Here is a 14,098-nt window from a genome sequence, read left to right as displayed (position 1 = left end):
CAATGACAGAAAAAACAAAACCTTCTGCCGCCCCGATTTCGGGCAGTGATGAAATCGATATTGGTCGCCTGGTCGGCACCGTCATAGAGGCGAAGTGGTGGGTACTTGGGATCACCGCCGTGTTTGCCGCCGCGGCGATCGTCTATACGCTGTTTGCGACACCCATCTACAGCGCCGATGCGTTGGTGCAGATTGAGCAGAACACCGGCAACTCGCTGGTGCAGGATATTGGCTCTGCCCTGGCGAACAAACCGCCTGCCTCCGAGGCCGAAATTCAGCTGATCCAGTCGCGTCTGGTGCTGGGCAAAACGGTTCACGATCTGGGGCTTGATATCTCCGTCACCAAAAATACCTTCCCGATATTTGGTGCCGGCTGGGATCGCCTGACCGGGCACAGCAACGACACGGTAAAAGTTACCGACTTTGTGCTGCCGAAAGGGAGCGCGGATCAAACCTTTACCCTGACCGTGCTAGGGCCGAAGCAGTATCAGCTGACCAGCGACGCAGGCTTCAGCGCGCGCGGTGAAGTGGGGCAGATGCTGACAAAAGATGGCGTCAGCATGAAGGTGAGCGCTATTCAGGCGCAGGAAGGCAGCGAGTTTACCGTCACCAAATTCTCCACCCTGGGGATGATCAACAATCTGCAAAACAACCTGACGGTCACCGAAAATGGCAAGGACACGGGTGTCCTGAGCATGACCTTTACCGGTGAAGATAAAGATCAAATCCGCGAAATTCTCAACAGCATTACCCGCAACTACCTTGAGCAGAACGTCGAACGCAAGTCGGCTGAAGCGGCGAAAAGCCTGGCCTTCCTCGCCAGACAGCTCCCGGAAGTACGCGCACGTCTGGATGATGCAGAGAACAAACTGAACGCGTTTCGTCAGGATAAAGACTCCGTCGATCTGCCGCTGGAAGCGAAATCGGTGCTCGATTCGATGGTCAACATTGATGCGCAGCTTAATGAGTTGACCTTCAAAGAGGCGGAAATTTCTAAGCTCTACACCAAACGTCACCCGGCCTATCGCACGCTGCTGGAAAAACGTCGCACCCTCGAAGAGGAGAAAGCGAAGCTTAATGACCGCGTCACCGCGATGCCAAAAACGCAGCAGGAAATTGTGCGTCTGACCCGCGACGTGGAATCCGGCCAGCAGGTCTATATGCAGCTGCTGAACAAACAGCAGGAGCTGAAGATTACCGAAGCCAGCACCGTCGGCGACGTGCGTATTGTTGACCCGGCCATTACCCAGCCTGGCGTACTGAAGCCGAAGAAAGCGCTGATTATCCTCGGCAGCATTATCCTCGGCCTGATGCTCTCCATTGTTGGTGTGCTGCTGCGTTCGCTGTTCAACCGCGGTATCGAAAGCCCGCAGGTGCTGGAAGAGAATGGTATCAACGTTTACGCCAGTATCCCGCTCTCCGAATGGCAGAAATCGCATGATCGGGTCAAAAGCGTCAAAGGCGTCAAGCGTTACAAACAGAGCCAGCTGCTGGCAGTGGGTAACCCGACGGACCTGGCAATTGAAGCGGTGCGCAGCCTGCGTACCAGTCTCCACTTCGCCATGATGCAGGCCAAAAACAACGTACTGATGTTAACCGGTGTCAGCCCGTCGATAGGTAAGACCTTTGTCTGTGCCAACCTGGCGGCGGTGGTCAGCCAGACCAATAAACGGGTACTGCTGATCGACTGCGATATGCGTAAGGGCTATACCCACGAGCTGCTCGGGACCAATAACGTCAACGGTCTGTCGGAAATCCTGCTTGGCAAGGGTGAGATTAGCCAGAGCGCAAAACCGACCAGCATCCCGAAATTTGACCTCATTCCACGTGGTCAGGTGCCGCCAAACCCATCCGAACTGTTGATGAGCGACCGCTTTGCCGAGCTGGTGGAGTGGGCGAGCAAAAACTATGACCTGGTGCTGATCGATACACCACCAATTCTGGCCGTGACCGATGCGGCCGTGGTCGGTCGCCTGGCGGGAACCACGCTGATGGTGGCGCGCTATGCGGTGAACACCCTGAAGGAAGTGGAAACCAGCCTGAGCCGCTTCGAGCAGAATGGCATTGAGGTGAAAGGGGTGATCCTGAACTCCATCTTCCGCCGTGCGACCGGGTACCAGGATTACGGGTATTACGAGTACGAATATAAGTCTGACAGCAAATAACAATCCCCCTCACCCTAACCCTCTCCCGAGGGGAGAGGGAACTGCCCGGTGCAGCTATTCTCCCTCTCCCTTTGGGAGAGAGGCGGGGTGAGGGATCAGGGGAAGACTATGACCACACAACGCCCTTTAGTTTCTATTTATATGCCGACATGGAATCGTCAGCAGCTGGCGATCCGTGCAATCAAATCGGTGCTGCGCCAGGATTACGATAACTGGGAGCTGATCATTGTTGATGACTGTTCCTCTTCGTATGAGCAGCTGCAAAAGTTTGTCACTGACCTCAATGACCCGCGTGTCAGCTATACCCATAACGCGATCAACTCCGGGGCGTGTGCGGTGCGTAATCAGGCAATTATGCAGGCCAAAGGGCAGTATCTGACCGGCATCGACGACGATGACGAGTGGACACCAAACCGGCTGTCCATTTTCCTGTCGCACAAGGAACAACTGGTCACGCACGCTTTCCTGTATGCCAACGACTATGTCTGTCAGGGCGAGGTTTACTCGCAGCCTGCCAGCCTGCCGCTGTACCCGAAATCACCATACTCTCGCCGCCTGTTCTACAAGCGCAACATCATCGGCAATCAGGTGTTCACCTGGGCGTGGCGCTTTAAAGAGTGCCTGTTCGATACCGAACTGAAGGCCGCGCAGGATTACGACATCTTCCTGCGAATGGTGGTGGAGTATGGCGAGCCGTGGAAGGTGGAAGAGGCCACGCAGATCCTGCACATCAACCACGGGGAGATGCAAATCACCTCCTCACCAAAAAAATTCTCGGGTTACTTCCATTTCTACCGCAAGCACAAGGATAAGTTTGACCGTGCCAGCCGGAAGTACCAGCTCTTTACCCTCTATCAGATCCGCAATAAGCGGATGACCTGGCGTACCTTGCTGACGCTGTTTTCCGTGCGCAACGGCAAGCGACTGGCTGATGGACTGCGGGGGAAATAATGTTTCTGGAAGATTGCCGCGCTAACAGCTGGAGCCTGCGCCCGTGCTGCATGGTTCTGGCGTACCGCATCGCGCATTTCTGCTCGGTGTGGCGTAAGAAAAATGTTCTGAACAACCTCTGGGCGGCACCGGTTCTGGTGCTGTACCGAATTATCACCGAATGCATTTTTGGCTATGAAATTCAGGCTGCGGCCACCATCGGCCGCCGCTTTACCATTCACCACGGCTATGCGGTGGTCATCAATAAGTTCGTGGTCGCCGGGGATGATTTCACTATTCGTCATGCGGTCACCATCGGCAACCGGGGGCCGGAGAGCCTGGCCTGCCCGGTCATCGGCAACAACGTCGAGCTGGGGGCGAACGTGGTGATCATTGGCGACATTACCATTGGTAACAACGTCACGATTGGTGCAGGCAGCGTGGTGCTGGACAGCATTCCGGATAACGCGCTGGTAGTGGGCGAAAAAGCCCGCGTGAAGGTGATCAAATGAACATTCTGCAATTTAACGTCCGTCTCGCCGAGGGCGGGGCGGCTGGCGTGGCGCTGGATCTGCACCAGCGTGCGCTGCAAAAAGGGCTTCAGTCTCGTTTTATCTACGGCTATGGCAAAGGCGGTAAGAAAAGCGTCAGCCACGATAGCTATCCGCAGGTGCACAAGCAGACGCCACGTCTGACGTCTGTCGCCAACATTGCGCTGTTTCGTCTGTTTAACCGCGATCTGTTTGGCAACCTGAACAACCTCTATCGTACGGTCACGCGCACTTCCGGCCCGGTTGTGCTCCATTTTCACGTGCTGCACAGCTACTGGCTGAATCTGCAAGAGGTGGTGACGTTTTGCCAGAAGGTACAGGCTCACAAGCCGGATACCCGCTTCATCTGGACGCTGCACGACCACTGGAGCGTGACCGGGCGCTGTGCGTTCACCGACGGCTGTGAAGGCTGGAAAAACGCCTGCCAGAAGTGCCCGACATTAACCAATTACCCGCCGGTGAAAGTGGATCGCGCTCACCAGCTGGTGGACGGAAAACGTCAGCAGTTCCGCGATATGCTGTCGCTCGGCTGCACGTTTATCTCCCCCAGCCAGCATGTGGCCGATGCTTTTAACAGTCTGTATGGGGCAGGGCGGTGTCAGATCATCAACAACGGGATCGACGTGGCGACGGAAGCGATTCTGGCCGAGTTGACCCCGGTTGCGGAAACCGCAGGCAAACCGAAAATTGCAATCGTCGCTCATGACCTGCGTTACGACGGCAAAACCAACCAGCAGCTGGTGCGCGATATGATGGCGCTGGGTGACAAAATCGAACTGCATACCTTCGGCAAATTCTCGCCGTTCGACGGCGCTAACGTGGTGAATCACGGGTTTGAAACGGATAAGCGCAAGCTGATGAGCGCCCTCAACGGGATGGATGCGCTGGTGTTCAGCTCGCGCGTCGATAACTACCCGCTGATCCTCTGCGAAGCGCTCTCGATTGGCGTGCCGGTGATCGCCACCCACAGCGATGCGGCGCGTGAAGTGCTGGAAAAATCGGGCGGGAAAACGTTCGCGGAACAGGAGGTGCTGCCGCTGGTGCAACTGCCGAAGCCGCAGATTGCGCAGGCCGTTTTTGGCACTGACCTGGAATCGTTCCGCAACCGCAGCCGCAAGGCCTACAGTGGACAACAGATGCTGGAGGAATATGTCTCGTTCTATCAGAGTCTGTAGTTATCTGCTGCTGCCGCTGATCTATCTGCTGGTCAACGTCAAAATTGCCCAGCTTGGCGAAAGCTTCCCGATAACCATTGTGACTTTCTTGCCTGCTCTGCTTCTGTTGTACGTCGATAAAATCAACCTCAAGAAGCTGATGATTGCCTTAGGGATGGGCTTTGGCCTGACGCTGTTTAACTACATCTTTGGCCAGTCGCTGGATCCCAGCAAGTACGTCACCTCTACCATGCTGTTTGTTTATATTGTCATTATTATTGGCATGGTGTGGAGTATTCGTTTTAAAACTATTTCTCCGCACAATTATCGGAAAATCCTCAGGCTCTTTTATATTGCCGTTGCGTTAATTGTTATGCTTGCTGCACTGGAAATGGCGCAAATTATTCTCACCGGTGGTAGCAGCCTGATGGAGATAATTTCGAAATATCTCATTTACAGTAACAGCTATGTACTGAACTTCATTAAGTTTGGCGGTAAGCGTACGACAGCCCTCTATTTTGAACCGGCGTTTTTCGCTCTGGCGTTAATCTCAATTTGGCTCAGCATCAAACAGTTTGGTATCAAAACCCCTAAGACCGATGCTATGATTCTTGCAGGAATCGTTCTGTCTGGTTCGTTCTCAGGGGTCATGACATTTATCCTGTTTTACCTCCTGGAGTGGGCATTCCAGTACCTGAACAAAGATGCGATTAAGAAAAAGCTGCCGCTGGCGATCATCTCCCTGACGGTATTTTTAGTAGGCGTGATATTTGCATTCCCGTATATCTCAGAGCGACTGGGAGATTTGGGAACGGAAGGCTCATCGTCCTATTATCGCATTATCGGGCCGCTGGTGATGGTGGGTTATTCCTTAACCCATATCGACGGTGTAGTAAGATTCGGCTCACTTTACGAATATGTTGCATCATTCGGAATCTTTAACGGTGCGGATGTCGGTAAAACCATAGACAATGGCCTGTATCTGTTAATTATTTATTTTTCGTGGTTCGCCGTACTGTTGACGCTCTGGTATCTGTTTAAAGTTTTCAAAATGATGATTAACGCGTTTGGGGATAACCAGAACTTTCGCGTGCAGCTTTATCTGTTTACGCCAGTGTCGCTGTTTTTTACGGGGTCAATATTTAGCCCGGAATATGCTTTCTTGATTGTCTGTCCGTTTATTCTGCGCAAGGCGCTTAATATTACGAACGTATGACGAAATGAGGTGATTTATGTTTCTTAGCGTCATTACTGTTGCCTTTCGTAATTACGAAGGGGTGGTAAAAACCTGGCGCTCGCTGCGCAACCTGGCGCGCGATCCGAGTCTCAGCTTTGAGTGGATCGTGGTCGATGGCGGCTCGAACGATGGCACGGCGGAGTTTCTGGAAAAACTCAACGGTGAGTTCAACTTACGCTTCGTAAGCGAGAAAGATAAAGGCATCTACGATGCGATGAACAAAGGCATTAACATGGCGCAAGGCCGTTATGCCATCTTCCTTAACTCGGGCGATGTGTTCCATGACGATGTGGCGCAATTTGCCCGTCAGCTGGCGCGCCAGAAAGACGACGCGATGTATATTGGCGATGCGCTGCTCGATTTTGGCGACGGGCATAAAATTTGCCGCAGCGCGAAACCCGGCTGGTATATCTATCACAGTTTACCGGCAAGCCATCAGGCCATTTTCTTCCCGGTAAAAGGTCTGAAAAAACAGCCTTACGATCTGCAGTATAAAGTGTCATCAGATTATGCCCTGGCCGCCAGTCTGTATAAATCAGGCTACCCGTTCCGTCGAATTAAAGGGCTGGTGTCTGAATTTTCAATGGGCGGTGTATCCACCTCGAATAATCTGGAATTGTGCCAGGATGCAAAAAACGTACAGCGTAAGATATTACGCGTACCCGCATTCTGGGCGGAATTGTCTTATTTATTCCGCCTGCGCACCACGGGTAAAACGAAAACCTTATATAACAAAGCCTGAATATAAGGAAATGTAATGCAGGATCTTAACGGGTTCACCGTGCCGAAAGGTTTCCGGGGCGGGAACGGAATTAAAGTGCAGTTATGGTGGGCCGTTCAGGCCACCTTATTTGCCTGGTCACCGCAAATACTGTATCGCTGGCGTGCCTTTTTATTGCGTCTGTTTGGCGCAAAAATCGGAAAAAACGTAGTTATTCGTCCATCGGTAAAAATTACTTACCCCTGGAAATTAACGCTTGGCGATTACGCCTGGGTAGGGGATGACGCCGTGTTATATACCCTTGGCGATATCACGATTGGTGCAAACGCAGTGGTGTCACAGAAGTGTTATTTGTGTACCGGCAGCCACGATTTTATGAGTCAGCATTTTGATATTACCGCTTCGCCAATTGTGATTGGCGAAAAATGCTGGCTGGCAACAGATGTATTTGTTGCACCTGGTGTTTCTGTTGGCGATGGCACGGTAGTCGGTGCCCGCAGCAGCGTTTTTAAATCGCTACCGGCAAATAAAATTTGCCGTGGCAACCCCGCAGTGGTGATACGCGAACGCGTTGAAACTGATTAAATTCATAAGTAGAGGAATATAAACATGTCTAAAGTCGCTCTCATCACCGGCGTTACCGGGCAGGATGGTTCTTACCTGGCAGAGTTACTGCTGGAAAAAGGTTATGAAGTTCACGGTATTAAGCGTCGTGCTTCTTCTTTCAACACGGAACGTGTGGATCATATTTACCAGGATCCGCATGCGGCGAACCCGAAATTCCATCTGCACTACGGCGACCTGACCGATACCTCCAACCTGACCCGCATCCTGCAGGAAGTACAGCCGGATGAAGTTTACAACCTGGGCGCGATGAGCCACGTAGCGGTTTCTTTCGAATCCCCGGAATACACCGCTGACGTTGACGCCATGGGTACGCTGCGTCTGCTGGAAGCGATTCGTTTCCTCGGCCTTGAGAAGAAAACCCGTTTCTACCAGGCATCCACCTCTGAACTGTACGGTCTGGTGCAGGAAATCCCGCAGAAAGAGACCACCCCGTTCTACCCACGTTCTCCTTACGCGGTAGCCAAACTGTATGCCTACTGGATCACCGTAAACTACCGTGAATCTTACGGCATGTACGCCTGTAACGGCATTCTGTTTAACCACGAATCCCCACGTCGTGGCGAAACCTTTGTGACCCGTAAAATTACCCGCGCTATCGCCAACATCGCTCAGGGTCTGGAATCCTGCCTGCACCTCGGCAACATGGACTCCCTGCGTGACTGGGGCCATGCCAAAGACTACGTGAAGATGCAGTGGATGATGCTGCAGCAGGAGCAGCCAGAAGACTTCGTGATTGCGACCGGTGTGCAGTACTCCGTCCGTCAATTCGTGGAAATGGCTGCCGCACAGCTGGGTATCAAACTGCGCTTCGAAGGCACTGGCGTGGAAGAGAAGGGGATCGTTGTCTCTGTGACCGGCCATGACGCACCGGGCGTGAAACCAGGTGATGTGATTGTGCAGGTTGACCCGCGTTACTTCCGTCCTGCGGAAGTGGAAACCCTGCTGGGCGACCCAACCAAAGCGCACGAGAAACTGGGCTGGAAACCAGAAACCACTCTGCAGGAGATGGTCTCTGAGATGGTAGCCAAAGATCTTGAAGCAGCGAAAAAACACTCCCTGCTCAAATCTCATGGCTACGAGGTTGCCATCGCGCTGGAGTCCTGAGAATGACAAAACAACGTATTTTTGTCGCCGGTCATCGCGGAATGGTGGGTTCCGCGATTGTTCGCCAGCTGGAGCAGCGCGGTGACGTGGAAGTGGTTGTCCGTACCCGCGACGAGCTGAATCTGCTCGATAGCCGTGCGGTACAGGACTTCTTTGCCAATGAACGTATCGATCAGGTGTATCTGGCGGCGGCAAAAGTGGGCGGCATTGTCGCTAACAACACTTACCCGGCAGATTTCATCTACGAGAACATGATGATTGAGAGCAACATCATTCACGCGGCACATCTGCACAACGTGAACAAGCTGTTGTTCCTCGGCTCATCCTGTATCTACCCGAAAATGGCGAAACAGCCGATCGCCGAGAGCGAACTGTTGCAGGGGACGCTGGAAGCAACCAACGAGCCGTACGCCATTGCCAAAATTGCCGGGATCAAGCTGTGCGAGTCCTACAACCGTCAGTACAACCGTGACTATCGCTCGGTGATGCCGACCAACCTGTACGGGCCGCACGATAACTTCCACCCGAGCAACTCGCACGTGATCCCGGCGCTGCTGCGTCGTTTCCACGAGGCGACCGCCGAGAACGCACCGGATGTGGTGGTGTGGGGCAGCGGCACGCCGATGCGCGAATTCCTGCACGTGGATGACATGGCCGCGGCCAGCATTCACGTGATGGAGCTGGATCGAGAGGTGTGGCAGGAGAACACCGAGCCGATGCTGTCGCACATCAACGTTGGCACTGGCGTGGATTGCACCATTCGCGAGCTGGCGCAGACCATCGCCCAGGTGGTGGGCTACAAGGGCCGCGTGGTGTTTGACGCCACCAAACCGGACGGCACGCCGCGCAAACTGCTGGACGTCACCCGTCTGCATCAGCTGGGCTGGTATCACGAGGTGTCGCTGGAACAAGGGCTGGCAAGTACCTACCAGTGGTTCCTGGAAAACCAGCACCGCTTCCGGGGGTAACAATGTTTTTAAGTCAGGAAGATTTTGCCACGGTAGTGCGCTCCACTCCGCTCATCTCAATTGATTTGATCGTGGAGAACGAACGCGGCGAGTTCTTGCTGGGGAAACGAACCAATCGTCCTGCTCAGGGCTTCTGGTTCGTGCCCGGCGGGCGCGTGCAGAAGGATGAGACGCTGGCCAACGCGTTTGAGCGTCTCACTCTGGCGGAACTGGGCCTGCAACTGCCGATGGCAGCAGGCCAGTTTTACGGGGTCTGGCAGCACTTCTATGACGATAACTTTTCAGGTACCGGCTTCACCACGCACTACATCGTGCTGGGGTTCCGCCTGAAGGTGAGTGAGGCAGACCTGCGTCTGCCTGATTCTCAGCACGACGACTACCGCTGGCAGACGCCAGAGGCGCTGCTGGCCAGCGACAATGTGCATGACAACAGTCGTGCCTATTTCCTGGCCGATCGTCAGTCTGAGGTGCCGGGACTATGAAGATCCTCGTATATGGAATCAACTACTCGCCGGAATTGACCGGTATCGGGAAATACACCGGCGAGATGGTCGAGTGGATGGCGAGCCAGGGACATGACGTGCGGGTCATTACCGCGCCGCCGTACTACCCGGAATGGAAAGTGGGCGAGCGCTACTCCAGCTGGCGCTATCGCCGCGAAGAGGGCGCTGCGACCGTCTGGCGTTGCCCGCTGTACGTGCCGAAGCAGCCCTCGACGCTGAAACGTTTAATTCATCTGGGCAGCTTTGCCCTGAGCAGTTTCTTCCCGCTGATGGCGCAGCGTCGCTGGAAGCCGGATCGCATCATCGGCGTGGTACCGACGCTGTTCTGCACGCCGGGCATGCGGCTGCTGGGCAAGCTCTCCGGTGCGCGCACGTTGCTGCACATTCAGGATTATGAAGTCGACGCCATGTTGGGCCTGGGGATGGCAGGTAAAGGCAAGGGTGGCAAAGTGGCGAAACTCGCCAGCGCTTTTGAGCGCAGCGGTCTGCATAACGTGGATTATGTCTCCACCATCTCGCGATCGATGATGAACAAAGCGCAGGAGAAGGGCGTCGCGCCGGAAAAGGTGATCTTTTTCCCGAACTGGTCCGAAGTGGCCCGTTTCCGTGACGTAACAGAACACGACGCGCAGGCGCTTCGCGCAGAGCTCGGTTTGCCTGATGACCAAAAAATCATTCTTTATTCAGGCAATATCGGCGAAAAGCAGGGGCTGGAGAACGTTATCGAGGCGGCTCAACAGCTTAGCGAACATCCGTGGATGTTTGTGATTGTCGGTCAGGGCGGCGGAAAAGCGCGTCTGGAGAAGATGGCCAGTGAACGCGGCCTGACTAACGTGAAATTCTTCCCGCTTCAGTCTTACGAGGCGCTGCCTGCGCTGCTGAAGATGGGTGACTGTCATCTGGTGGTGCAAAAGCGCGGCGCGGCGGATGCGGTGCTGCCGTCCAAGCTGACCAACATTCTGGCCGTGGGCGGGAACGCTGTGATCACGGCAGAAGCCGAAACCGAATTAGGCCAGCTGTGTGACAGCTACCCGGGGATCGCCGTTTGCGTGGAGCCGGAATCGGTTCCGGCGCTGGTGACCGGAATTGAACAGGCACTCGCCATGCCAAAAGTGAACACGGTGGCACGTGAATATGCCGAACGCACGCTCGAGAAAGAGAACGTGCTGAGCCAATTTATTGCAGATATACGGGGATAAATCATGAGTCAAACCACGTTGTATCCGGTTGTGATGGCAGGTGGCTCTGGTAGCCGGTTGTGGCCGCTGTCCCGCGTGCTCTATCCAAAACAGTTCCTCTGCCTGAAAGGGGATCTCACCATGCTGCAAACGACGGTTAACCGTCTGCAGGGTGTGGAGTGTGAAAGCCCGGTGGTGATTTGTAACGAACAGCACCGCTTTATTGTTGCCGAGCAGCTGCGCCAGCTGAACAAACTCACAGAAAACATCATTCTGGAGCCTGCCGGACGAAATACCGCCCCAGCCATTGCCCTGGCGGCGCTGGCGGCAAAACGCAGCAGCCCGGATTGCGATCCGCTGATGCTGGTACTGGCGGCAGACCACGTCATTCAGCAGGAAGAGGCGTTCCGCGACGCAGTGCGGGCGGCCATTCCTTACGCAGAAAGCGGCAAGCTGGTGACCTTCGGCATCGTGCCGGATCTGCCAGAAACCGGCTATGGCTATATCCGCCGCGGCAGCGTGACGCCGGGCGAAGGCGACAGCGTGGCGTTTGACGTGGCGCAGTTCGTTGAGAAACCGAATCTGGAAACCGCGCAGGCCTACGTTGCCAGCGGTGAATACTACTGGAACAGCGGTATGTTCCTGTTCCGCGCCGGTCGCTATCTGGAAGAACTGCAAAAGTATCGTCCGGATATCCTGAGCGCCTGCGAAAAAGCCATGAACGTGGTGGATCCGGATCTCGACTTTATTCGCGTCGACGAAGCCGCTTTCCTCGCCTGCCCGGAAGAGTCCATTGACTATGCGGTGATGGAGCGCACGGCGGATGCGGTGGTGGTGCCGATGGATGCAGGCTGGAGCGATGTTGGCTCCTGGTCCTCCCTGTGGGAGATCAGCGCGCATACCCCGGAGGGTAACGTCCATCACGGTGATGTGATTAGCCACAAAACCGAGAACAGCTACGTCTACGCCGAATCCGGCCTCGTGACCACGGTGGGGGTGAAGGATCTGGTGGTCGTCCAGACCAAAGACGCCGTGCTGATTGCCGACCGTAACGCCGTGCAGGACGTTAAAAAGGTGGTGGAGAAGATCAAAGCCGACGGTCGCCACGAGCACCATATTCACCGCGAAGTGTACCGCCCGTGGGGCAAATACGACTCCATCGATGCGGGCGAACGTTACCAGGTGAAGCGCATTACCGTGAAGCCGGGCGAAGGCCTGTCGGTACAGATGCATCACCATCGTGCCGAGCACTGGGTGGTGGTGGCGGGTACCGCCAAAGTGACCATCGACGGTGAAGTGAAACTGCTCGGTGAAAATGAGTCAATTTATATTCCGCTGGGGGCGACACACTGTCTGGAAAACCCAGGGAAGATACCTCTCGATTTAATTGAAGTGCGCTCCGGCGCGTATCTGGAAGAGGACGATATTGTCCGTTTCCAGGACCGCTACGGTCGGGTGTAACCACTTCGCATCATGCCCGGTGGCGCTGTGCTTACCGGGCCTACGAATGAATAAAAAATATTTTGCCTGTTAATTGGGCGGGCCAACTGTTGCCTGAAAAAGGGGTCATGATGGAAAAGTTAACCTGTTTTAAAGCCTACGATATTCGCGGCAAGCTGGGTGAAGAGCTGAATGAAGACATTGCGTGGCGCATCGGCCGCGCGTACGGCGAATACCTGAAACCGAAAACTATCGTACTGGGTGGCGACGTGCGTCTGACCAGCGAATCCCTGAAGCTGGCGCTGGCGAAAGGGCTGCAGGACGCGGGCGTGGACGTGCTGGATATCGGCCTTTCCGGTACCGAAGAGATCTATTTTGCCACCTTCCACCTGGGCGTGGACGGCGGGATTGAAGTCACGGCCAGCCATAATCCGATGGATTACAACGGTATGAAGCTGGTGCGCAAGGGTGCGCGCCCTATCAGCGGTGATACCGGCCTGCGCGACGTGCAGCGTCTGGCGGAAGCCAACGACTTCCCGCCGGTGAACGAGTCTGCACGCGGCAGCTACAAGCAGATCGATCTGCGTAAAGAGTACATCGACCACCTGCTGGGTTACATCAACGTGGCGAACCTTAAGCCGCTGAAGCTGGTCATCAACTCCGGCAACGGCGCGGCGGGCCCGGTGGTGGATGCCCTGGAAGCCCGCTTTAAGGCGCTGAACGTGCCGGTGACCTTCGTCAAGGTACACAACACCCCGGACGGCAACTTCCCGAACGGTATCCCAAACCCGCTGCTGCCAGAGTGCCGCGACGACACCCGCAATGCGGTGATTGAACACGGTGCGGATATGGGCATCGCCTTTGACGGCGATTTCGACCGCTGCTTCCTGTTCGACGAGAAAGGGCAGTTCATCGAGGGCTATTACATTGTCGGCCTGCTGGCGGAAGCGTTCCTCGAGAAAAATCCGGGGGCGAAGATCATTCATGACCCGCGCCTCTCCTGGAACACCGTTGACGTGGTGTCTGCCGCAGGCGGCACGCCGGTGATGTCCAAAACCGGTCACGCGTTTATTAAAGAGCGTATGCGCGAAGAAGACGCCATCTACGGCGGCGAGATGAGCGCCCACCACTACTTCCGCGATTTTGCCTACTGCGACAGCGGGATGATCCCGTGGCTGCTGGTGACCGAGTTGCTGTGCCTGAAAGGTCAGACCCTGGGCGAGCTGGTGCGCGACCGTATGGCGGCCTTCCCGGCAAGTGGAGAGATCAACAGCAAACTGGCGCAGCCGGCTGAGGCCATTGCCCGCGTGGAACAGCACTTTGCTATTCACGCGCTGGAAATTGACCGTACCGACGGTATCAGCATGGCGTTCCCGCAGTGGCGCTTTAACCTGCGCTCGTCCAATACCGAGCCGGTGGTGCGCCTGAACGTGGAATCCCGCGCCGACACCGCGCTGATGGAAGCCCGAACGAAGGACATTCTGGCGCTGTTGAATCAGTAATATTTGCCCCTCCCGGTG

Annotated in this window: 13 protein-coding genes; all 13 read left to right on the top strand. The window is 55.2% G+C overall.

The genetic code is table 11. The features are described from left to right. Positions 1-2: 2 nt before the first annotated feature. The 13 genes from wzc (at position 3) to cpsG (ending at position 14,080) form a co-directional block, all read left to right on the top strand. A complete protein-coding gene (gene wzc, locus ECL_RS16735; protein WP_013097881.1) occupies positions 3-2,165 on the top strand; it encodes a tyrosine-protein kinase Wzc in 2,163 nt (720 codons plus the stop codon). 108 nt (positions 2,166-2,273) lie between these two features. Further along, positions 2,274-3,116, top strand: a complete 843-nt coding sequence (wcaA, locus tag ECL_RS16730; protein WP_013097880.1) for a colanic acid biosynthesis glycosyltransferase WcaA — start codon at positions 2,274-2,276, stop codon at positions 3,114-3,116. Then, the gene (wcaB, locus tag ECL_RS16725) at positions 3,116-3,607 is read left to right on the top strand and encodes a colanic acid biosynthesis acetyltransferase WcaB (protein ID WP_013097879.1); all 492 of its coding nucleotides are present in this window, start codon (positions 3,116-3,118) and stop codon (positions 3,605-3,607) included. The genes wcaA and wcaB overlap by 1 nt, the downstream gene beginning before the upstream one ends. Then, a complete protein-coding gene (wcaC, locus tag ECL_RS16720; RefSeq protein WP_013097878.1) occupies positions 3,604-4,821 on the top strand; it encodes a colanic acid biosynthesis glycosyltransferase WcaC in 1,218 nt (405 codons plus the stop codon). The genes wcaB and wcaC overlap by 4 nt, the downstream gene beginning before the upstream one ends. Then, on the top strand, positions 4,796-6,016 hold the full coding sequence (gene wcaD / locus ECL_RS16715; protein ID WP_013097877.1) for a colanic acid polymerase WcaD: 1,221 nt from the start codon (positions 4,796-4,798) through the stop codon (positions 6,014-6,016). Before wcaC ends, wcaD begins: the two co-directional genes overlap by 26 nt. Positions 6,017-6,032: 16 nt before the next feature. After that, entirely contained in the window at positions 6,033-6,779 is a 747-nt protein-coding gene (wcaE, locus tag ECL_RS16710) for a colanic acid biosynthesis glycosyltransferase WcaE (RefSeq protein ID WP_013097876.1), read from the top strand. A 15-nt stretch (positions 6,780-6,794) separates the two neighbouring features. Then, positions 6,795-7,343 (top strand): colanic acid biosynthesis acetyltransferase WcaF, encoded by a 549-nt coding sequence (wcaF, locus tag ECL_RS16705; protein WP_013097875.1) that lies wholly within the window; start codon positions 6,795-6,797, stop codon positions 7,341-7,343. Between the two features lie 24 nt (positions 7,344-7,367). Next, positions 7,368-8,489, top strand: a complete 1,122-nt coding sequence (gene gmd / locus ECL_RS16700; RefSeq protein ID WP_003863514.1) for a GDP-mannose 4,6-dehydratase — start codon at positions 7,368-7,370, stop codon at positions 8,487-8,489. Between the two features lie 2 nt (positions 8,490-8,491). Beyond that, positions 8,492-9,457, top strand: a complete 966-nt coding sequence (gene fcl / locus ECL_RS16695; RefSeq protein WP_013097874.1) for a GDP-L-fucose synthase — start codon at positions 8,492-8,494, stop codon at positions 9,455-9,457. Between the two features lie 2 nt (positions 9,458-9,459). Further along, complete coding sequence (locus tag ECL_RS16690; RefSeq protein WP_013097873.1) at positions 9,460-9,939, top strand: GDP-mannose mannosyl hydrolase; 480 nt, start codon at positions 9,460-9,462, stop codon at positions 9,937-9,939. After that, on the top strand, positions 9,936-11,159 hold the full coding sequence (gene wcaI, locus ECL_RS16685) for a colanic acid biosynthesis fucosyltransferase WcaI (RefSeq protein WP_013097872.1): 1,224 nt from the start codon (positions 9,936-9,938) through the stop codon (positions 11,157-11,159). Before ECL_RS16690 ends, wcaI begins: the two co-directional genes overlap by 4 nt. A gap of 3 nt (positions 11,160-11,162) precedes the next feature. Further along, complete coding sequence (cpsB, locus tag ECL_RS16680; RefSeq protein ID WP_000084309.1) at positions 11,163-12,599, top strand: mannose-1-phosphate guanyltransferase; 1,437 nt, start codon at positions 11,163-11,165, stop codon at positions 12,597-12,599. Between the two features lie 110 nt (positions 12,600-12,709). Continuing rightward, a complete protein-coding gene (gene cpsG, locus ECL_RS16675) occupies positions 12,710-14,080 on the top strand; it encodes a colanic acid biosynthesis phosphomannomutase CpsG (RefSeq protein WP_013097871.1) in 1,371 nt (456 codons plus the stop codon). Positions 14,081-14,098 lie beyond the last annotated feature (18 nt).

Source organism: Enterobacter cloacae subsp. cloacae ATCC 13047 (genome assembly GCF_000025565.1).
Taxonomy (GTDB): Bacteria; Pseudomonadota; Gammaproteobacteria; order Enterobacterales; family Enterobacteriaceae; genus Enterobacter; species Enterobacter cloacae.
This window is presented reverse-complemented; position numbering and strand designations above follow the sequence as displayed.